Source organism: Nocardia transvalensis NBRC 15921 (assembly GCF_000308875.1).
Lineage (GTDB): Bacteria > Actinomycetota > Actinomycetes > Mycobacteriales > Mycobacteriaceae > Nocardia > Nocardia transvalensis.
The window spans coordinates 44,274-64,505 of sequence record NZ_BAGL01000124.1; the positions used below are offsets into that span (position 1 = coordinate 44,274).

Sequence of the window (20,232 nt, forward strand, 5' to 3'; positions counted from 1 at the left end):
CCTTCCGGCTGGCAACACCAAGGCCCTGACCTTGGGTACTATGCTGCGGCAACCGATTTCAAGGAGACTACGTGTATCCGCAGCACACGCGTGAGGGTGCTACCGCTAACTCGATGTCGTCGATCGAGGACATAGAAGCCCGAATCCCGATTTACAGTCCGGAATTTGCGGCCGATCCGCACGGGGCCTATCGTCAGATGCGTAGAGACTACGGCGCGCTGGTGCCGGTCGACATGTGGCCCGGTGTGCCCGCAACCCTGGTGATCAAATATAGCACCGCCGTACGCATTTTGAACGATTCGGATCATTTCCCGGCAGATCCGAGCACCTGGCAGAAATCCGTTCCCTCCGATATCCCGATCATGCCGATGATCGAGTACCGGCCCAACGCGATCCGTACCAGCGGCACGGAGCACGCGCGCTACCGCAAATCCATCGGCGACGCCCTGGCCGGAATCGATCTGCACTCGCTGCGGTCCATGGTGGAGAATTCCGCCATCCCGATCGTGAACACGTTCTGCGAGGACGGGCACGCCGACGTGCTGAGCCAATACGCTCTGCCGCTGGTGTTCTCGGTGTTCTGCCAGGTTCTCGGCTGCCCGCCGGATATCGGCGAACGGGTCGCGCAGGCCAGTGCCGCGATGTTCGACGGCGTCGACACCGAGACCGTGAACGCGATCATGGGCGAGGCGCTGATGGACCTCACCGCCCTCAAGCGCGCCCACCCGGCCGACGACGTCACCACGCGGCTGGTCCAGCACTCCGCCGGGCTCTCCGACGAGGAGATGGTGCACCAGCTGGTCCTGCTGTTCGCCGCCGGCGTCGAACCGCCGCTGAATCTCATTGCCAACACCCTGTTGTTGATGCTGACCGACAGCCGGTACACCAGCGACGACAACAGGCTTCCGCTGTCCACGAAGACCGCGCTCGACGAGCGGCTGGCAACCGACCCGCCAATGGCGAATTACTGCATTACCTATCCCCGCCAGCCGACTTTGATCGAGGGTGTATGGCTGCCCGCGCACGAGCCGGTCATCATCAGCATGGCGGCGTGTAATACCGATCCGGAGATGAATAACGGCGAATTCCTGGACAACGGCTGGAATCTCGCATTCAGCACCGGCGATCACGCCTGCCCCGCACACGCCCGGCCGTACGGGCTCCTGCTCGCGCAGGACGTCATCGATCAACTCCTGGACACCCTCCCGGAAATGCAGCTGGCGGTCGCCAAAGAGGATCTCGTCTGGCGCCCGGGCCCCTTCCACCGCGCCCTGACGACGCTGCCGGTCGTGTTCCCGCCCAGTTCCCCGTTCTCGCTCTGACGGTGTAGCTCCCTGTGCGGTAACCCCTTTCGCCGTCTTCGCATCGGCGCCGGGGAACCGCGCGGTCATCGGTTGAGGGAGCCGCACCGGCCGGAGTCGCGGATCGCGCGCCGGCGTCGCCGCCCCGGGTGGCGGCGCCGGGCGGATCACGCGCTGGCCGGTTGCGCGTCCACCGGTGAGACTAAATGTCAAGGGGGAGCCGGGGTTTGCCCAGCGGCAACTTTACGTGCCGACCGGTCGCCACTCTCGCACCCGCTCCCGGGTCTCCGGCCCTAGACAGCCGATCCAAGACTTTTTTCCCAGGCGCCCTCGATCGAGGTCAACGCCTCGACCAGCACTGTCCGGTGTCGATTCGCCATGATGCGTTCGCCATGAGCCGTCCGTTATGAGCGGTTCGGCATGAGTCGTAAGAAAATTTGTGGCACACTACAATTCGTGGCTCGGTCGGTCGAAAGCAACTCCGCGGCAACGGTGACGCCGCTCATCGACCCGACCGCAACATCGGCCCGGCGGCATGTACGCACTGCCGCCCCGCCGATTCGACCAGACAGCCCGCCTCACCGACGCGACCGGATCGGACGACCGCATCGATGCGCGTCTACCCCGCGCCGCGCTGCGCGCATCCGGTGGACGGGCTAGCGGAACAACTCTCACGTGAAGGTGTGTGGTGCTTTGAGCGTCTGACGGGTGATCGTCCCGGCCCTTTCTCTCCAGTCCCCGACAGTGGCCGCGCGAGCGCGCGGCGACGACGGGTCCCGGTGCGTCGAGGTCCGGCCACGATCGCCTCGGTTATGCCCAGCGACGGACGAATGCTGCTGGGATCGAAAATGAGTAGGAGGCGGTTATGGTTACGCACGGGTACGAGGAAGGGACATCGCTCGCCGAACTTCTTCGGCACGGCAGCCTGGATTTTCACGATCAGCTGCAGAAGGTGTTGAGCAACCCGCACTATGCCGTTACCGAGAAGCAGAGTCAAGAGCAACGGCGCGAGAACGCCTACGCCCATCTGCGCTACCTGGTGGAGGAGATCGGGAGCACCCGGGCCGTCGCTACCGAACTGCCCGAGTTGTTCGCGGTGTTCGACTGGTCCGCGGTGCTGGCGACCGATCTGATCCCGCTGATCTCCGGTCACTACAATCTGGCCTCCGGCAGCCTGGCCACCCTGACCGACTCCGATTCCGCCGCACCGTATCTCGCGGATCTGGACAACGCGTCCAGCATCGGCGTGATGCTGCTGACCGAGTACGGCTGCGGTTCCAACATCGGCTTCATGCAGACCACCGCGACCTGGGACGGCGACGGATTCGTCCTCAACACCCCCAATCCGCGGGCGCGGAAGTTCATGCCCAGCGTCGGCATCCCGGTCTCCCGGGTCTGCGTCATCGGCGCCCGGTACATCGACGCCGCGGGCGTCGATCAGGGGGTGCACCTGTTCACGGCGCGGCTGCGCGACGCCAACGGCGATCCCGCACCGGGTGTCACGATCACCCAGCTCGATCACCAGCCGCTGGTCATCATGGACAACTCGGTCATCAGCTTCGACAATCTGCGGGTCGAGCGCAGTGCCTGGCTGAGCAACGACCTCGCCACGATCGATGACCGGGGCGTGCTGACCTGGCGCGACGAGAACAGCAAGAAGCGGTCGTTCGCCTCGGCGATCAGCCAGCTGACCGTCGGGCGGCTGGCGCTCTCGTCCTGCCTGAACGCCACGGCCCGCGCCTCGCTGTACATCGCGCTGCGCTACGCCGCCAAGCGGGTGGTGCCGCTGACTCCGGTCGACGCCCCGCTCATGGCCGACATCCCGCACGTGCGCGACACCTTGCTCACCGACCTGGCCGGCACGGTGGCCCGCACGATCTACGGCAACTCGATCAAGACCTTCCTGGCGGGCAGCGATCTCACCGATCGCGACACCGTCGTCTCGGTGATGCTGGCCAAGCACTTCATCCAGTTGCACGCCCTGGACACGGTCACCCACTGCCGCATCAAGATGGGCGCGCAGGGCATGTTCAGCGCCAACCGGGTGGCAGGCTATCTCGGGGTCTGTCATGCGGCCATCACCGGCGAGGGCGACTGCCACGTCCTGGGCTCCGTCGCCGGGCGCGTGCTGGCCAAACACCTGGCCGGAAAGATGCCGCCCGAGCCCGGCCTGCTGGACCCCGCCGACCCCGCCGACCGTTTAGGCCTGCTCAACGCGCGCACCCTGACGATCGTGCAGGAGGCGCAGGAGCATCTGGCGAGCCCGGCGCTGGCGGATCGGCTGGCGGTCATTCCCGAGGCGCTGGACCTCGCCGAGGCGTACTGCGCCGAGGAGGCCCTGCAACTGCTCCACCAGCATGCCGATCATGCCGAGATCGCCGCCGTGCGTGATGTTTTCGCGCTGCACTATCTCAACGAGCACGCGGCGTGGTACCTCACCCACGGTCTTCTCGACGTGGCGGGGGTCCAGGCGGCGCAGCGGCAGTTCCACAGTGCCATCGACACGCTCGCCGACAACCTGCCCGCACTGCTCGACGCCTTCGGTCTCGACGACGAGATTCTCGACGCGCCGGTCCTGTCCGACGACCTACCCGGTGCGTGGGCCACGCGCTGCGAGGATTCACGCCGTCGCTGATCCCGCAACGGCCCGGGACGAACGGGGCGCCCTGCCGGGGGCGCCCTCTTTCGTATTCCGGACCGCGTTGCCCTAGCGTGTCGTCCAGTCCGGGGTGAGAACGGTGCGCAGGGCGTTCTCGACCAGCTCCGGCAGCGGGGTCTCGCCGGGAGCGGTGATCCAGGTGCGGAAGGCGAACTCGCCGGCGGCGAGGGCGACGGTGACGAGCAGGCCGGGCCGCGGGTCGGTCGCGGGGTCGGCGGACGTGCCCATGCGGCGGGCGGCGGCCTCGATCAGGGCGGCCCGATCGTCGGGGCCGATCAGCGCGACCCGCCCGAGAAGGTGGGGCGCGGTGCGAATCGCCGTGCACCACAGCTCGATATCGGCGGATTCGGCCGCCGTCACGCGGTCGACCATGGCGGCGATCAGCGCATCAGTGACCTGCTCGGTCGCGGGCCTGGCGGCGAAGGCCGCCACGACCGCGGCGACGTTCTCCAGCAGCGGATCCACCAGCAGGCTGTCCTTACCGGCGACCACGCGGAAGAACGTGCTCTTCGAGATTGCCGCAGCGGCGACGATATCGTCCACGGTGACCGCGTCGAAGCCGTGCCGGGCGAACAGCCGCAACGCGGTCCTGCGGATCTCCTTCGTCAGCTGGGCGCGCCGGCGGGCGCGCAGCGGCGGCGGCGAATCCATCGGGGCCTACCGGGAATTCAGGACTTCAGGAGCCGGGGATGCGCCCGGCCGGACACCAGCGGCAGGTCGATCGCGGTCCGGATACCGGACGGCGCGGCGCAGACGTACGGGATCGAGTTCACCACGTGCGCGGCGGTGGCGACGATGCCCGCGTTGCCCGCGAGCCCCGCGACGACCGAATCGGAATGCCAGCCGTGGATCACGACGTGGCTGTCCGGATCGCCCTTCACCTGCATCTCGAACCGCTGCCCGCCGGACCCGAAAGTCCAAGGCGGATCGAGGTTCTCCTCCCCCATCAGCCAGTTCACGCCGATCCGGACGACGACGTCGCCGCCCACGGTCGCCTCCCAGTGGAAGCGCTGCGCGGCGACCTGCCCCGGCTCGATCACGCCGATGGGGGACTCGATCGGGGCGGTGGCGACCGCGGACTCGTGCAGGCCGTGGATCTCCGCCTCGCCGATGCCGAGGGTCTCGAGGATCATCCGCACCGATTGGCGGAACCCGCCGTCGAGCAGCGACAGCATCGGCCCGTCGGCCGCCGCCTCAGGGGTCGCGCCGAACCGCATGATGTGCCGCACCACATCGGGCGCCTCATAGCCGCGGATATCCGAGAACTCCTCGCCGCGAACGAATTCCACCGATGAGGACATGGCCGTCATCATCAGCGGGAAGATCTCGGTGGCGCCCCCGGGATCGATTCCGGTGCCGTGCAACGTCACACCGCCCTCGGCACACGCCTCCCGCAGCACGGACGCCTCGCTCTCACCCGGATAGAACCACCCCACCGGCGTGATGACGTTCTTCCCCGACCGCAGCAGGGCCGCCACCTGCCCCGGATCCGGTAGCAGCGGCGCGTAGACGACCGCGTCGGCCCGCAGCGCCAGGATCTCCTCGACGCTGGAGGTGGCGGTCACGCCCAGCGGATCGGTCCCGATGATCTCCCCCACGTCGAGCCCGTTCTTGCTGTCCGAATGCACCCAGCACCCCACCAGCTCGAGATCCGGATGCCGCCGGATGCACTCGATGGCCGCCCGCCCCACCGAACCCGTAGCCCACTGAACGACTTTCCACACCACCGAAACCCTCCTGACACCGCACTTTGCAGTGGGAGTCTGTTCCCGTATGGAACTCGGTGTCAAGGCTGGACGCGGTTCCCAGCCGAGGGGGCTCACACGTCCAGGATGTGCGGGAGGCCGGCCCGGTAGCGGTCCGCGTCCAGTTTCTTCGCGGCGTCGAAGGCCGGCAGTGCCACGAGCGGGAATACCGCGGCGCGCGGCCCGGAGTCGCCGGCGGCGTCGAGGACGGCGTTGGCCACCGCGCGCCCGGATTCGTTGGCGCCCTCCATGGTTGCCAGATCGATGTGGCTGCGCACGTGGTCGCCGCCGAAGTACAGGTTGGGGATCGCGCAGTGGGCGTGGGGCCGGTTGTCGTAGGAGCCGACGGTGTTCACCAGCAGCGGCGTCTCGTTGGCGATATCGCCGCCGGACCAGCTGACGCCCGGGTCGAGATGCCAGGAGTGGATGTCCTCGTCGCGCAGCCAGCCGGTGGACGTGTTGAGCCATTCCTTCAGCTGCGCCCACACCTCGGCCGAGATCTCCTCCGCGCCGCACTCTTTGGCGGATCGGCCGTACAGGATGCCCGGGGTATCCCAGTCGGAGATGTCGACCGACAGGCATTCCCGCACGCTGCCGTCGCCGTACTTCGCCGCGAAATCCCCGACCCACATCGGCGCCTGCCGCAGCGCCGTGAGCGCCCACGGCGAGCCGAGCGCCGCGATGTGCCCCTCCGGCAGGTCGGTCGAGCGGCGCAGGAAGTACTGGATCCCGACCATCCAGTCGGTCAGTAGGTCTCGCATTCCGGCCAGGTGCGGATCCGCCTCCAGAATCCGGTCGTTCAGCAGCGGCAACGCCCGGTCCACGGGCATGGCGCAGACGTAGTGGTCCGCCTCGACGCGGGAGGTCGCGCCGCGGGCGTCGGTGACCGTCACCGATTCGATCCGGCCGCCGTCCAGCCGCAGCGCGCTCGCCCGGCTGCCCATCACGAACCGCACCCCGAGCGAGCGCAGATGGGCGACCCAGGGGTCGATCCACGCCTCGTTGGTGGGGCGGTTGAGGATGCGGTCGACGCCGCCGGAGAATTGCGGGATCGCCCCGGTCGCGGCCAGCACCAGGGCTTCTCCGATGGTGCCGATCGTCCGGGCGGAGCTGAGATGCGGTTTCGCCGCGACCGTGATCCGGGTCAGCGCGTTCACCAGGTAGCTCCGGTACGCCGCGGATTTCCCGTCCGCCTGCATGATCCGCTCCCAGGTGACGTACTCCCACTGGCCGAACCGGCGCTCCTCGCTGGAGGTGAACCACAGGGCCATCTGCTTGCCGAAGAACGCCAGCTCCTGCGGCGGGAGTTCGGGTACGAACCCGAACGCGGTCACGACGGCGTTCTGCACCAGCTGCGGGGTGAGCTGGTCGACCGAGCCGATCTCCACCGGCGCGAAGACCGGCGCGCGGCCGCGGAATCCCGCCACCGTGCCTTCGACGCGAATCAGGTTGTCCAGCACACCGTTCGGGTTGCCGGGGAACGGAATTCGGCGCATGGTGTCCGGGACATGCTGGTAGCAGCCGGGAAAGAAGCGGAATCCGTGTTCGCCGGGCAGGTCGAGCCGCCCGTCGGCGCCCGTCCCGGGAACGCCCATGCTGCGGGCCTTGCCGCCCAGATACGCCGGCTCGTACACCGTGACCGGATAGCCGCGCTCGGCGAGTTCGTGCGCGGCCGAGAGGCCCGCCATCCCGCCGCCGAAGATTGCCACGGTCGCCTCCCGAGCCGGTCCGGGCGAGCGTCGCCGCGGCGTGATCGCGGTGGCCGGACCGGCCAGGGCGGGGGCGACCGCGAGGGCGGCTCCCGCCGCCAGCGTCCCGCGCAGTACGTCGCGGCGGTTCATCCGAGCCGGCGTCATCGGCAGCTGTTCAGACATGGGTCATCTCCTGAGCGGGGTGGAGCGGAATGGGCCCGGCGCATCGGCCGCCGTCCCAGACGATCTTGAAACCCTGCGCCGACACCGGATTTGCGCACCCGCCGCCACGTCGCGGACGGGCGTCCAATACCTCTCCCACCGCACACCACTGGGTCGGTAGCGGTGCAGTTCGATTGCGGCACAAAGTAATTCACAACACCGGCCCGCCCGGTCGCCGCAACGGCCATCTCGCCCATACGTACCGCCTCGGGCACCGAGTCTCGGACAGTGTGTCCGATCAATAGTGCGGCGGGTCGCACCGAAAGTCAACGCCCCCCGCGCCCGGCCGGATCGGTGTCCGGGACAGCGCCGCGCGGATCGTCCGTCACCGGCTTCCCACTCCCGGCAGGCACAATGGGCCTATGGCAGGTGCGAACAGCAGGTCGGCGGCGGGCGGCCGATGCCCTCACTGACCCGGGTCCCGCGGCACGCGCGCAAGCCCACCGACGATCGCCGTGCCGAATTCGAACAGCGGGTGCTCGTCGCGGTGGAGGAACTCCTCGCCGACGGCACGCCGTTCACCGAGATCGCCGTGCAGAAGATCGCCGCGGCCTCGAATTCGGCCCGGTCGACGTTCTATCGCTACTTCCCGGACAAGAGCCGGTTGCTGATCCGCATGGCCGACCTGGGCACCGCCGACCTGTTCCGGGCCGCCGAAATGTGGTGGACCACAGAGCATACCGACCGCCGCGCGGGCGTGACCCGCGCCATCGCCGCCATGATCGCGGGCTTCCGCCGCCACCGCTACCTGCTGCTGGCCCTGAGCGAGGTCGCCGGATACGACCGCGACGTCCGCGCCTACTGGCAGGCCCGGGTCGCCACCTTCGCCGAAATGGTCCGCGAGCGACTGGAATCCGACCGCGCGGCGGGCCGGGTCAGCGCGGACCTCGATCCCGCGGCCACCGCGCTGGCACTGACCTCGATGGTGGAACGCTCGATCACCGTCGCCTTCTCGGCCGATATCGGCACCGGCCTCTCCGACGGAGACCTGGCCGCGGCCCTCGGCCGCGCCATCTGGCTGGTCGTCTACGGCGACACCCCGAACGCGCGCTGAATTCCGGCGCGCGACGGATCAGGGGCTCAGCAGCGCGAAGACCGCGTTCAGCTGCTCGGGGGCCTGGTCGGTTTCCGTTGTGCGGCCGGCGATGTGGTGCAGTAGCGCCCGCTGGAAGATCCCGTCGATGGTGACGTACACCGTGGCGGGCGAGAGCGCCGGTTCGGTGCCGGAGAGTTCGCAGTAGCGCGAGACCACCCGCCAGATCATCTCCTCGCGGCGGGCCTCGATGTCGAGGACGTCGGCGCGGAACGTGTCGTCGAACAGGCTCTGGTTGCGCAGGTCGTACCAGAGCCGGTGGACGGCGGCGTCGGCCCGCAGGGTGCCGAAGAACATCGCGGCGAATTCGGCGCGCAGCTGCTCGGGACTCTCGGCCGCGGCGACGACCTCGTCGTAGCGGGTCACGCAGACCGCCTCGTACTGCCGCACGGCGTGGGTGATCAGGTCGAGCTTGTCGGAGAAGTAGTAGTGCAGGACGCCGTGCGAGTACTCGGAGTTCTGCGCGATCTCACGCAGGCTGGTCCGCGCGTAGCCGAGTTCGGCCAGCGTGTGCAGCGTGGCCTGCGCCAGCTCGGTACGCCGCGCCTGGAACTTGTCGCGGGCGCGTCCTTCCACACGGGCTTTCGGGTCGGCGACCTGCGTCACGGTGAGTCCTTGTCGGCCGGGTCACGTCATGTCTGTCCTGTGAGTGTAGCGGTGCGGCGCGGAGCGTCTTTGACGAGTGTCCAGCGAAAACTTGACGACTGTCAAGAGAAGTCTTGACGACTGTCAAGATTTCCGCTTAGTGTGGCCTGCGACACATCACTCCGCGGCTGTGCCGCACATCGCACCCGCGGAATTCTCGACACTCGCGCATCTCAACGAAGAGGTATCGACATGACGAGCTACAACCTGGCCGGACGCACCGCACTGGTCACCGGCGGGGCGCAGGGCCTGGGGGCGGGTATGGCGCACGCGCTGGCGGCGGCCGGCGCCTCGGTGGCAATCGGCGACGTCAACGTGGACGGCGGCCAGCAGGCGGTCGAGGACCTACGCGGGACGGGCGCCAAGGCCGAATTCGTCGGCTTCGACGTCACCGACGACACCGCGTGGGAGGCGGCGGTCGCCACGACGGTCGAGTCCCTCGGCGGGCTGGACATCGTCGTCAACAACGCCGGTATCGAGGTCACGGATCTGCTGGTCGATCTCGATCCCGTCGCGGCGTCGAAGATGCTGGAGATCAACCTGCTGGGCACGGCACTGGGCATCAAGCACGCCTTCCGCGCCATGCGTCCCGGCGGCGCGGCCGGTAACGGCGGCGCGGTGGTCAATATCGCGTCGGTCGCCGCGACGATCGCCTTCCCCGGCATCAGCATGTACTCGGCGACCAAATCTGGTATCGACCGCCTCACCCGGGTCGCCGCGGCCGAATCGGGCAAGCTCGGGTACGGCGTGCGGGTCAACTGCATCTACCCGGCGCTGACCCCGACCGCCATGGGCAACAAACTCGCCGTCGACTGCGCGCAGCTGGGCCTGTTCCCCTCCCCCGAGGCCGCCGCGCAGGCGGTCGCCGAACTCACCCCGCTCGGCCGCCTGGGCCAGGTCGACGACATGGCCGACGCCGTGGTCTTCCTCGCCTCGGACGCGGCGAAGTTCATCACGGGCGCGGGCCTGCCCGTCGACGGCGGCATGGGCATGTAGTCCGTTCTCTCGCAGCATCGTTCATCGACACCCGACCTTCCGAGGAGTTCAGCCATGCCCACCGACAAGCGCGTCGTCGTCTACGGAGCCTCCGGGTACACCGGCCGCCTCATCTGTGAGTACCTGCGCGAGTACACCATTCCGTTCCTGGCCGCCGGCCGCGACCACGGGCGCGTCAAGGCCGCGGTCGACGCCGTACCGGGCATCGATACCGTCGACCACGAGATAGCGGAGGTCGAGCACACCGCGGCCGGGCTGGCCGAGGCGTTCCGCGGCGCGAGCGTCGTGCTCAACACCGTCGGCCCCTTCGCCCGCTACGGCCACGAGGTCGTGCAGGCATGCCTGGAGATCGGGGCGCACTACACCGACACCAACGGCGAGCAGAACTGGATGATCGACGCCGAGGCCCGCTACGGTGCCGAATTCGCCTCGCGCGGACTACTTCTCACCCCCGGCCTGGCGCAGATGTACTCGATCGGCGAGATCGCCGCGAATATCTGCCTGGAGAATCCAGGTCTGGACACCCTCGACATCCAGGTGTTCTGGAAGGGTCATCCGACCGTCGCGTCGACCAACACCATCCTCACCAACGCGGCCTTCGCCAAGGCGTACTACCTCGAACAGAACGAGTACGTGGAGTGGCCGCCGGAGGAGGGGCTCTACACGGTCAGCGTGCCGGGGCAGCACGATCTCGGCCTGGCGCTGCCGTGGGGCGGCACCTCGCATCCGGTGTGGTTCAAGAACGATCCGCGCGTGGCCACCGCCCGCGCGCTGGGCGGGGTGTTCAATCGTCCGCTGATGCAAGGGGTTCCGGTGCTGGTAGCCGCGGCGCTGCAACAGATGGAGGGCAAGTCGGAGGAGGAGAAGTACCGGATCATCGACGAGCAGTCGGCGGCGATCCGCAGCGAGATGCCGCCGCGGGAGAATCCGCGGATCAACACCTCGCTGGATTCGGTGTACGCCTCCGGCCCGCTCGGGCGGGCGCACTGCGTGATTCACGGCAACTGCAACTACAAGCAGACGGCCCTGCTCAACGCGCACGCCGCGGCCGAACTCCTGCAGGGCACGCCGCGGCGCGCCGGATTCGCCTCGAGCTGCCAGGCGTTCGGGCATCGCGAGCTGCTGGGGACGTTGCGGGCGTTCGGCCTCGTGCTGAATCCGATTGTCACCGTTCACAACTGAGGTCGACGATGCGTCTCGCGGAGTATCTCGACAAGGGCGCGTCGCTCGGTCGTGGGGCGCCCTGCCTCACGACCGGCGGCGTGACCGCCACCTACGGCGAGGTCCAGGACCGTTCCGTCCGCATCGCCGGTGCGTTGCAGCACACCGGTATCGCGGCGGGCGACCGGGTGGCGGTGCTGGCGGCGAACGATCCGCTCGCGCTCACGTGTGTCTTCGGCATCTCGCGGGCGGGTGCGGTGTGGTGCCCGGTCAATCCGCGCAACGAGGCCGGGGAGAACCGGGAGCTGTTCGGTCTGTTCGGGTGCCGGCTGCTGTTCTTCCAGGAGCGGTTCGCCGGTCTCGTCGACCGGATCCGGGGCGAGCTGCCACGCCTGGAATGGCTCGTGTGTCTCGACGGTGACGTCGAGTGGGCGACGCGCTTCGACGACTGGGTCGCCGCGCATCCCGCGGAACCCGACGAGACGCGGCGGCCGGAGCGCGGCCTGTGCATGCTGGCGGGTACGGGCGGCACGACGGGGCGGCCGAAGGGCGTGCGGCTCACCGAGGACAACATGATGACCTCGACGGCGCTGGCGCTCATGAGCTATCCGTTCGGCGAGCGGCCGCGTTATCTCGCGCTCGCCCCGCTGACCCATTCGGCGGGCGTGCTGACCTTCCCGATCCTCAGCCTCGGTGGCGAGGTCGTGATCATGCCCGCGCCCGATATCGGTGAATTCCTCGCGGTGATCGAGCGACGCCGCATCACGCACGCCTTCCTCCCGCCGACGGTCGTCTACGGCGTCCTCGACCACCCCGATCTCGACACCCGCGACCTCGGTTCACTGCGGTGCCTCTGGTACGGGGCGGCCCCGATGTCGCCGGTGCGGCTCGAGGAGGCGCTGCGCCGCATCGGCCCCGTTCTCGGCCAGCTGTTCGGACAGACCGAGGCGCCCAATATGATCGCCACCCTGTCCCCCGCCGACCACTTCCGCCCGGACGGCTCGGTCGCCACCGAACGCCTCGCTTCGGCAGGCCGCCCCACCCCGCTCACCACCGTCGCCATCATGGGCGAGCAGGGCAGGCTGCTCCCCCGCGGCGAGCGCGGCGAAATCGTCGTCCGCGGCCCGCTGGTCATGGACGGATACCACGAAAACCCCGACGCCACAGCCGAAGTCGGCGCCTTCGGCTGGCACCACACCGGCGATATCGGCTACCTGGACGACGAGGGCTTCCTGTTCGTCGTGGACCGCGCCAAGGACATGATCATCACCGGCGGCTTCAACGTCTACTCCGCCGAGGTCGAACAGGCCCTCCTCGCCCACCCCGCCGTCAAGGACGCCGCCGTCGTCGGCCTCCCCCACCCCAAATGGGGCGAACAGGTAACCGCCGCAATAGAACTCCGCACCGGCCACACCACCACCCCCGAAGCCCTACTCACCTTCGTCAAACACCAGCTCGGCAGCGTGAAAACCCCCAAACACCTGGAAATCTGGCCCGACCTCCCCCGCTCCAAGGTAGGCAAAATCCTCAAAACCGAAATCCGCACAACCCTGCGAGAAGCCCCCGAACCCTGAGCCGGTCGAGCCGGCTCACAGCAACTCGACCTCACCGAAGTCGACTGAGTAATCCACGTCAGCCGCCCGCGTCCGGCGCGGTCGAGCAGGGGCGGCGGATCACAGGGTGTGGGGTGGTGCGGAGGGTCCAGGCAGGGGGGCGGTGGTGCAGGGTGATTGTGGTGAGGGGTGGGATGTCTATGCGCCAGAAGGACTTTGCGGGGGCGTCGAGGGTGGTGAGGATGGCGGCGCGGGCGACGGCGGGGTGGGTGATGGCGATGATGGGGTCGCCTCGGTTCTCCAAGGTGGTCAGCCAGGTGTGGGTGCGGGCTAGGAGGTCGGTGAGGGATTCGCCGCCGTGGGCGCGGTAGGTGGGGTCGGTGAGCCAGGCTGTCAGGTCGGCGGGGTCGGTCGCGGTCATCGGCAGGCCTGCCCAGTGGCCGCAGTCGAGGTCGCGCAGGGCGTCGTCGGGGGTGGCGGACAGGCCGAGTGACTGTGCGGTCTGGCGGGTGCGGGTCTCGGGGCCGCAGTAGACGGCCGCGCGGTCGGCGCCGGGGAGGCGCCGACCGTCGCGATCGATCGGAGGCCGAGCGGGTCGAGTGGCTCGTCGGCCGGGAACCGGGCGTGCCGGACGGCGTCGGTGACCGCGTGCGCGACGAGCGTGAGGCGGGTGACCGCGCTCACGCCGCCGGGGCCGGTTCGCCGGATTCGGTGGCCGGGGTCCGCTCGCCGAGCAGGCGCGGGGCCAGCCAGGCGAATCCGACGCCGATGACCAGCCACAGGATCAGCTGGGCGCCGAAGGCGTAGAGCCGGAAGTGGTAGAGGTCGTCGGCGGGGAAGCCGGGGTAGACGATCCTCCCGGCCGGGTCGGTGAGCGGTTGCGGTGTCTCGGTGTCGAAATCGCCGAACGACGCGTTGGCCGAGAGACGACCCAGCGACGGCATCAGCGCCAGGACCACACCCATGACCACCACGAACGACACCGCGGCGGCCACGGTTGCCGCCCAGTCACCCCAGCGCGAGGCGAGCCGGCGGCCGAGCCACACCGCACCCAGCAGGACGACGGCGGTGATCACGATCATCGCCAGGTACAACCCGGTGCGTTCCTCGATGGTGTCGGCGTGCCCGACCGACGGCGGGTTGGCCGGATACTTCAGGAACGGCACGGCATAGAGCGCGAGGAACATGCCGCCCGAGACGAGCAGGGCCAGCGGCCGCGGCGCGATGCGGCCCGCGCGGCGCAGGGCGAGGTAGTAGACGACCGCGAACAGCGCGCCCATCGCGATGCCGAAGACGATCACCCCGAACCCGAGGCCGGCATTGGCCTGCTCGGTGCGGGTGAACAGCTCGGTCTCGCCCATCCCGTGCATCGAATGCCCGGCGGCCTTGTCGAGCGCCTCCTGGGCCTCGTCGCGGCCGGCCTCGTAGTCGATGGCCCGGTCGATGAGGGGTTCGGACAGGATCCGCGCGAACAGGAACGCCAGTAAGCCGCCGAGCGCGCCCAGCAGGACGCCGCGGCCGATGATTCGCTTTTCCATTGTGAGGTCTCGATCCCCGCCTAGTGGCAGGGGAATCCGAGGAAATGGCGGCCGTCGTGCACGAACTCGTGCACATGCATATCGCTGCCGAAGATCGAGACCGCACCCTGGTCGATGCCGATGAAATACAGCGCGAGCAGCGCGAGAACGGTGGTGCCGATCAGCCAGAGGGCCGTGGACGGGACCGCCAGCGATCGGGTTCCGGCACCGGACCGCGGGACGTAGGAGGTGGCCACAATGACTCCTTGCATTCGTGGGGATTGCGCGTCCCCGTCGTCGAGCTGAACCACGATGCGAGGGTCTGACTTGCCCCACACCCGCAGGCGTGGAGGTTCACAGTGGCGCGACCGTCCGGAATTTCACCGGATTCCTCGAGACATCGTCGCTCAACGATACGAACTGTGGGATCGCAGGTCAATCGCGGGGCCGTCGGGCGACGACGGAACGCTGCGGCACCCCGACGTATTCGCTCAGCGGCCGGATCAGGGAATTGGCGGCGCCCTGTTCGATGATGTGGGCGGTCCAGCCGGTGATGCGGCTCATCACGAAGATCGGCGTGAACGCCTCGATATCGAATCCGAGCAGGAAATACGCGGGGCCCGTGGGGAAGTCGAGATTCGGCTCGATGCCCGTCTCCTCCGCCATGGTGCGCTCGAGGACGTCGTACATCCGCACCCACTTCTCCCCGCCGGTGGCGGCGGCGATGTCGTGGAACGCCTTCCTCATGGTCGGCACCCGGGAGTCGCCGTTCTTGTAGACCCGGTGGCCGAACCCCATGACCTTGTCCTTGTTCGCCAGCTTGGCGCGCAGCCACTCCTCCGCGCGGGCCGGGTCGCCGATCTCGAGCATGTCGCGCATGACGGCCTCGTTGGCGCCGCCGTGCAGCGACCCTTTGAGCGCGCCGATGGCGGCGGTGACCGCGCTGTAGATATCCGACAGGGTCGAGGTGACCACACGCGCGGCGAAGGTCGAGGCATTGAAACTGTGCTCGGCGTAGAGAATCAGCGACACCTCGAACGCCTGCACCAGCTCCGGCGCGGGCACCGTCCCGAAACACATGTTCAGGAAATTCTCCGCGTACCCCAGGTGCGAATGCGGCGCGATGGGGTCCAGCCCGTGCCGACGGCGATGATCGGCGGCCACAATGGTCGGCAGCACGGCGAGCATACGTAATGCCTTGGCGCGGTTGGCCTTCGGAGAATTGTCGTCCTCGGCCGGATCCTCGGCGCCGAGATAGCTGATCGCGGTGCGCACCACATCCATCGGATGGCAGTTGTCGGGCAGTTTCGCGACGAGCGACAGCAGCGAACGGTCGACGCGGCGTGCGGCCCGCTCCCGCTGGAGGAACTGTGTCAGCTGGGCGTCGGTGGGCAGCTCACCGTTCCACAGCAGGTAGGCGACCTGTTCGAAGGTGCAGTGCGCGGCGAGGTCCTGGACCGGATAGCCGCGATAGGTCAGCGAGTTGGTTTCCGGCACCACTTTCGAGATGGCGGTGGTGTCGACGACGACACCGGCCAATCCCTTGCGGATGGTGGGGACCGCGGTCTCCGTCATCACTGGTTCCTTCCCAGGGTGAAAGTGACTATGTCGGAATCGAATTCGCTGTAGCGCTCGTACCGGAGGAGTTCGTAGAGGCGGCTGCGGTGCTGCATGCGATCCAGCAGCCCCGATTGCGTTCCCTGCTCGAAGATTTCCCGCAGGCCCGCCTCCGCGGCGAACATGGCCAGCCGCAGCGTGGAGACGGGATAGATGACGGCGTTGTACCCGATCGACTCCAGGGTCCGCGCGGTCAGCAACTCCGACTTGCCGAACTCGGTCATGTTGGCCAGCAACGGAATCGAGACGGCCGCACGGAATTTCTCGAAGTCGGCGGCATTCCGCAGCGCCTCGGTGAAGATCAGGTCGGCGCCCGCGTCCGCGTACGCCCCGGCCCGTTCGATGGCGGCGTCGATACCCTCGATTCCCGCGGCGTCGGTGCGGGCGCAGATCACGAAATTCGGGTCTCGACGGGCGGATACCGCAGCGCGCAGGCGGCGCACCATATCCGCGGTGGGCACCACCGCCTTGCCGTCGAGGTGGCCGCACCGCTTCGGGTTGACCTGGTCCTCCAGGTGCAGACCGGCGATGCCGGCGTCCTCCATCACCGTCACCGTGCGGGCGGCGTTCATCGGTTCGCCGAAGCCGGTGTCGGCGTCGACGAGGACCGGCAGATCGGTGACCCGCGCGATCTGCTGACTACGTCCGGCGACCTCGGTCAGGGTCGTTAAACCGATATCGGGTAGCCCCAGATCGGCCGACAACACCGCCCCGGAGACATAGACGCCCTCGAAGCCGATCTCCTGAATCAGCGTGGCCACCAACGGATTGAACGCGCCCGGTAAGCGCTGGATCGTGCCCGAGGTGAGCCCCGCCCGGAACGCGGCGCGCTTGTCGGCAGCCGATGTCTCCGCGGCGATCAGGCCGGTCATCGGAACAGTCCCTGCGGCGAGCGGGGCGCGCGGGCGAGCACGTCCGGCGCGACGGTGAAGGTCAGTTCCGGCAGCTCACCGGCGGACAACTCGCCCGCGCGCCGGACCACCTCGAGGAAGCGGTCCTGTTCGGCGGCGTCGATCACGCCCTCGGCGAGGGTCCGGAACTTGGCGATGTACTGCTCCCGGGCGAACGGCCGCGCGCCCAGCGGATGCGCGTCGGCGACGGCCAGTTCGTCGACGATCACCGCACCGCTCTTCAGCGTGACCTCCGCCCGCGCGCCGAACGCCTTCTCGTCCGGATCGGTGGAGTGGTAGCGGCGGGTCCATTCCGGGTCCTCGGCGGTGGAGATCTTGTTCCACAGCTCCACGGTGTCGGGACGCCGCGCTCGTTCGGGTGCGTAGGAGCGCTCGTGGTGCCAGACACCGTCCTGCAACGCGACCGCGAAGATGTACATGACCGAGTGATCGAGGGTTTCGCGGGACGCCGCCGGATCGAATTTCTGCGGATCGCCCGAACCCGTCCCGATCACGTGGTGGGTGTGGTGGCTGGTGTGCAGCACGATAGACGCGATCCGATCCAGATCGCCGATGCGCTCGCGCAGGCGTCGCGCCAGGTCGATGGGCGCCTGACTCTGGTACTCGGCCGAATGTTCCTTGGTGTAGGTGTCGAGAATGCCGCGCTTGGGCTCGCCCGGACCGGGCAGCGGTACCGCGTATTCGGCGTCCGGCCCGCCGAGCAGCCGGGCGATGACGCCGTCCTCGCCCTCCCAGATCGGCGACGGCGCACCCTCGCCACGCATCGCCCGGTCCACGGCCTCGACGGCCATCTTTCCCGCGAAGGCGGGCGCGTACGCCTTCCAGCTGGAGATCTCCCCTTTGCGGGACTGCCGGGTCGCTGTGGTGGTGTGCAGCGCCTGCCCTACGGCCTGAGAGATGATCCCGGTATCCAGGCCCAGCAGAGTGCCGATACCGGCCGCGGCCGACGGGCCCAGATGCGCGACATGGTCGATCTTGTGCTCGTGCAGGCAGATCGCGCGCACCAGATCCACCTGGATCTCGTAACCCGTTGCCAGACCGCGAATCAGATCCCGCCCGGACCGCCCGGCGTGCTGAGCGACCGCGAGGATCGGCGGGATGTTGTCGCCCGGGTGGGAGTACTCGGCGGCCAGGAAGGTGTCGTGGAAATCGAGTTCGCGCACCGCGACCCCGTTGGCCCACGCCGCCCACTCCGGCGAATAGCGGCCCTCGGCACCGAAGACCGTCGCGCCGGGCTCGTACGGGTGGGCCAGCGCCTGCGCGCGAGCATTGGCGACGGGACGCCGGGTGAGCGAGGCCGCCGCGACCGCGGCATTGTCGATGATCCGATTGACGATCATCTCCTCCGTCTCCGCGGGGACCTCCACGGTATCCGCGGCGACCTCCGCGATACGCCAGGCGAGATGGTCCTCGCGCGGGAAACTCTCCGCCGAGCGACGGGGTCGGACGAGATGATTCTTCACGGTCGGAAACCTCCCGGAGTTCGGTGACATCGAATTGTTTCGCACGCTACACATGCCGCGTTCAGGCGGAAATACTCAACAAATGCCTAATTTTGCGGAAGCCGACCGGTGAATGTGTGAAAGTTGTGGAAATGGCGATTGGTAGATTGGCCGGGTGCAGAAGATGTATGCGGGTGCGCGGCTGCGGGCGCTGCGCGAACAGCGCGGGCTGTCCCAATCCGCTCTGGCGAAGGCGCTGGAGCTTTCCGTCAGCTACATCAATCAACTGGAACACGATCAGCGCCCGCTCACCGTCCCGGTGCTGCTGCGCCTGAATTCCCGCTTCGATCTCGATACGGCGTTCTTCGCCGCGGATACCGACGCGCGCCTGATCGCCGATCTCCAGGACGTGTTCACCGAGGATCCCGAGGGCGCGACCATCACCACCGCCGAGATGGACGATCTGGTGGCTCGCGTCCCGGCGGCGGCGCGGCTGCTCGTCTCCCTGCACCGGCGGCTGCGCGGGACCACCGAGCAGATGGAACGCGTATCCGCCGGAATCGACGGTATCGCAAGCGATCCCGCGGCCGCGATGCCCTACGAGGAGGTGCGCGACTATTTCTACGACCGCCGCAACCACATTCCGGAACTGGACGCCGCGGCCGAGGATCTGTTCGCGCGCAACGGTTTGAGCCTCGGCGGCCTCGATCTGCAACTCACCCGGATGCTGCGCGAGCAGCACGATATCGCGGTCGTCATCCGCACCGACGACCCGCATCGGCCCGGCCCGAAGCGGGTCTACGATCCCGGCGATCGGGTCGTGACCCTGGCGCGGCGGCTCAGTCCGGGGCAGCGCGCCTTCCAATTGGCCACGCAGCTGGCGTTTCTCACCCAGGCCGCGGTCATCGGCGACCTGATCGCCGCCGCGGACGCCCTGCCCGAACGCTCCCTCGGGTTGCTGCGCATCGGCCTGGCCAACTACTTCGCCGGAGCGCTCATCCTGCCCTACACCGCATTCCGGGACACCGCCGAGACCCTGCGCTACGACATCGAGATGCTCGCGGCGAAGTTCGAGGTCGGTTTCGAGACCGTCTGCCATCGCCTGTCCACCCTGCAACGGCCGGGCCGGCGCGGGGTGCCGTTCTTCTTCGTGCGCACCGACCGCGCCGGGAACATCTCGAAACGCCAGTCCGCCACCGCTTTCCACTTCTCCCGGGTCGGCGGCAGCTGCCCGCTGTGGGTGGTGCACGAGGCGTTCTCGACTCCCGGCAGCATCCGCACGCAGATCGCGCGGATGCCGGACGGGCGCAACTATCTGTGGCTGGCCCGCACCACCGACGAGAAGACGCCCGGATACCTCTCTCCCAAACGGGATTTCGCCATCGGGCTCGGCTGCGATCTGGCCTATGCCGACAAGCTCGTGTACTCCCACGGACTGCCGATCGACGATCCGCGCACCGCCGTGCCGATCGGCGCGGGCTGCAAGGTGTGCGAGCGCACCGACTGCGCCCAGCGCGCCTTCCCGCAACTGGGCCGCCCGATCCACGTCGACGACAACAGCTCCCTCAACATTCCCTACGTGCCGACGACACCCTGAGACTCAGCTACCGAGTCCGCCGACCGGCCACGATCAGTAACGCCGCCTCCGCCGGATACGACTGGCAGGACCACGGCAAGCA

General features: G+C 68.4%; 17 protein-coding genes and 1 riboswitch. Of the genes, 7 read left to right on the forward strand and 10 right to left on the reverse strand.

Features of this window, described 5'->3' with window-relative positions; all coding sequences use genetic code 11:
- Nucleotides 1-197: 197 nt before the first annotated feature.
- Complete coding sequence (locus tag ON41_RS33495; RefSeq protein ID WP_040752360.1) at nt 198-1,322, forward strand: cytochrome P450 family protein; 1,125 nt, start codon at nt 198-200, stop codon at nt 1,320-1,322.
- An 844-nt stretch (nt 1,323-2,166) separates the two neighbouring features.
- On the forward strand, nt 2,167-3,936 hold the full coding sequence (locus tag ON41_RS33500; RefSeq protein ID WP_040752362.1) for an acyl-CoA dehydrogenase family protein: 1,770 nt from the start codon (nt 2,167-2,169) through the stop codon (nt 3,934-3,936).
- Between the two features lie 72 nt (nt 3,937-4,008).
- Here the strand turns inward: ON41_RS33500 and ON41_RS33505 are convergent, their stop codons facing one another.
- From ON41_RS33505 to ON41_RS33515, 3 genes are all read right to left on the reverse strand, one after another.
- On the reverse strand, nt 4,009-4,611 hold the full coding sequence (locus ON41_RS33505) for a TetR family transcriptional regulator (protein WP_040752364.1): 603 nt from the start codon (nt 4,609-4,611) through the stop codon (nt 4,009-4,011).
- Between the two features lie 17 nt (nt 4,612-4,628).
- Nucleotides 4,629-5,687 carry an NAD(P)H-dependent amine dehydrogenase family protein gene (locus ON41_RS33510; RefSeq protein ID WP_040752368.1) on the reverse strand — a complete coding sequence of 353 codons (1,059 nt, stop codon included), beginning with the start codon at nt 5,685-5,687 and terminating at the stop codon, nt 4,629-4,631.
- A 92-nt stretch (nt 5,688-5,779) separates the two neighbouring features.
- Nucleotides 5,780-7,579, reverse strand: a complete 1,800-nt coding sequence (locus ON41_RS33515; RefSeq protein WP_040752369.1) for a hydroxysqualene dehydroxylase — start codon at nt 7,577-7,579, stop codon at nt 5,780-5,782.
- 439 nt (nt 7,580-8,018) lie between these two features.
- On the opposite strand from ON41_RS33515, the gene ON41_RS33520 reads away from it, so the two are divergent.
- Nucleotides 8,019-8,672 carry a TetR/AcrR family transcriptional regulator gene (locus ON41_RS33520; protein WP_040752370.1) on the forward strand — a complete coding sequence of 218 codons (654 nt, stop codon included), beginning with the start codon at nt 8,019-8,021 and terminating at the stop codon, nt 8,670-8,672.
- An 18-nt stretch (nt 8,673-8,690) separates the two neighbouring features.
- Here ON41_RS33520 and ON41_RS33525 read toward each other — a convergent pair whose 3' ends face one another.
- Nucleotides 8,691-9,317, reverse strand: a complete 627-nt coding sequence (locus ON41_RS33525; RefSeq protein ID WP_040752372.1) for a TetR/AcrR family transcriptional regulator — start codon at nt 9,315-9,317, stop codon at nt 8,691-8,693.
- Between the two features lie 231 nt (nt 9,318-9,548).
- Between ON41_RS33525 and ON41_RS33530 the strand changes: the two genes are divergently transcribed.
- The 3 genes from ON41_RS33530 to ON41_RS33540 are packed head-to-tail and all read left to right on the forward strand — an operon-like array spanning nt 9,549 to nt 13,087.
- Nucleotides 9,549-10,352 (forward strand): SDR family NAD(P)-dependent oxidoreductase, encoded by an 804-nt coding sequence (locus ON41_RS33530; RefSeq protein ID WP_040752374.1) that lies wholly within the window; start codon nt 9,549-9,551, stop codon nt 10,350-10,352.
- Nucleotides 10,353-10,406: 54 nt separating this feature from the next.
- Nucleotides 10,407-11,534, forward strand: a complete 1,128-nt coding sequence (locus tag ON41_RS33535; RefSeq protein ID WP_040752375.1) for a DUF5938 domain-containing protein — start codon at nt 10,407-10,409, stop codon at nt 11,532-11,534.
- Nucleotides 11,535-11,542: 8 nt separating this feature from the next.
- A complete protein-coding gene (locus ON41_RS33540; RefSeq protein WP_040752377.1) occupies nt 11,543-13,087 on the forward strand; it encodes an AMP-binding protein in 1,545 nt (514 codons plus the stop codon).
- Nucleotides 13,088-13,145: 58 nt separating this feature from the next.
- Here the strand turns inward: ON41_RS33540 and ON41_RS33545 are convergent, their stop codons facing one another.
- The 6 genes from ON41_RS33545 to prpD form a co-directional block, all read right to left on the reverse strand.
- Nucleotides 13,146-13,646, reverse strand: a complete 501-nt coding sequence (locus tag ON41_RS33545) for a histidine phosphatase family protein (RefSeq protein WP_373281378.1) — start codon at nt 13,644-13,646, stop codon at nt 13,146-13,148.
- Between the two features lie 100 nt (nt 13,647-13,746).
- The gene (locus tag ON41_RS33550) at nt 13,747-14,604 is read right to left on the reverse strand and encodes a CbtA family protein (protein ID WP_040752379.1); all 858 of its coding nucleotides are present in this window, start codon (nt 14,602-14,604) and stop codon (nt 13,747-13,749) included.
- A gap of 20 nt (nt 14,605-14,624) precedes the next feature.
- Nucleotides 14,625-14,840: a CbtB domain-containing protein gene (locus ON41_RS33555; protein ID WP_040752381.1), complete on the reverse strand. Its 216-nt coding sequence runs from the start codon at nt 14,838-14,840 to the stop codon at nt 14,625-14,627.
- A gap of 39 nt (nt 14,841-14,879) precedes the next feature.
- Nucleotides 14,880-15,001, reverse strand: a riboswitch (cobalamin riboswitch).
- Nucleotides 15,002-15,018: 17 nt separating this feature from the next.
- Complete coding sequence (locus ON41_RS33560) at nt 15,019-16,158, reverse strand: bifunctional 2-methylcitrate synthase/citrate synthase (RefSeq protein WP_040752383.1); 1,140 nt, start codon at nt 16,156-16,158, stop codon at nt 15,019-15,021.
- Nucleotides 16,158-17,072, reverse strand: a complete 915-nt coding sequence (gene prpB / locus ON41_RS33565) for a methylisocitrate lyase (RefSeq protein WP_040752385.1) — start codon at nt 17,070-17,072, stop codon at nt 16,158-16,160. The genes ON41_RS33560 and prpB overlap by 1 nt, the downstream gene beginning before the upstream one ends.
- The gene (gene prpD, locus ON41_RS33570) at nt 17,069-18,574 is read right to left on the reverse strand and encodes a 2-methylcitrate dehydratase PrpD (protein ID WP_040752387.1); all 1,506 of its coding nucleotides are present in this window, start codon (nt 18,572-18,574) and stop codon (nt 17,069-17,071) included. Before prpD ends, prpB begins: the two co-directional genes overlap by 4 nt.
- Nucleotides 18,575-18,728: 154 nt before the next feature.
- Between prpD and ON41_RS33575 the strand changes: the two genes are divergently transcribed.
- Nucleotides 18,729-20,150 carry a short-chain fatty acyl-CoA regulator family protein gene (locus tag ON41_RS33575; RefSeq protein WP_040752389.1) on the forward strand — a complete coding sequence of 474 codons (1,422 nt, stop codon included), beginning with the start codon at nt 18,729-18,731 and terminating at the stop codon, nt 20,148-20,150.
- Nucleotides 20,151-20,232: the final 82 nt, after the last annotated feature.

Bases quoted from the DNA above. Each gene is read 5' to 3' on its own strand.
- ON41_RS33495 (WP_040752360.1), top strand. From the start codon at position 198: ATGCGTAGAGACTACGGCGCGCTGGTGCCGGTCGACATGTGGCCCGGT.
- ON41_RS33500 (WP_040752362.1), top strand. From the start codon at position 2,167: ATGGTTACGCACGGGTACGAGGAAGGGACATCGCTCGCCGAACTTCTT.
- ON41_RS33505 (WP_040752364.1), bottom strand. From the start codon at position 4,611: ATGGATTCGCCGCCGCCGCTGCGCGCCCGCCGGCGCGCCCAGCTGACG.
- ON41_RS33515 (WP_040752369.1), bottom strand. From the start codon at position 7,579: ATGTCTGAACAGCTGCCGATGACGCCGGCTCGGATGAACCGCCGCGAC.
- ON41_RS33520 (WP_040752370.1), top strand. From the start codon at position 8,019: ATGCCCTCACTGACCCGGGTCCCGCGGCACGCGCGCAAGCCCACCGAC.
- ON41_RS33530 (WP_040752374.1), top strand. From the start codon at position 9,549: ATGACGAGCTACAACCTGGCCGGACGCACCGCACTGGTCACCGGCGGG.
- ON41_RS33535 (WP_040752375.1), top strand. From the start codon at position 10,407: ATGCCCACCGACAAGCGCGTCGTCGTCTACGGAGCCTCCGGGTACACC.
- ON41_RS33540 (WP_040752377.1), top strand. From the start codon at position 11,543: ATGCGTCTCGCGGAGTATCTCGACAAGGGCGCGTCGCTCGGTCGTGGG.
- ON41_RS33550 (WP_040752379.1), bottom strand. From the start codon at position 14,604: ATGGAAAAGCGAATCATCGGCCGCGGCGTCCTGCTGGGCGCGCTCGGC.
- ON41_RS33560 (WP_040752383.1), bottom strand. From the start codon at position 16,158: ATGACGGAGACCGCGGTCCCCACCATCCGCAAGGGATTGGCCGGTGTC.
- prpB (WP_040752385.1), bottom strand. From the start codon at position 17,072: ATGACCGGCCTGATCGCCGCGGAGACATCGGCTGCCGACAAGCGCGCC.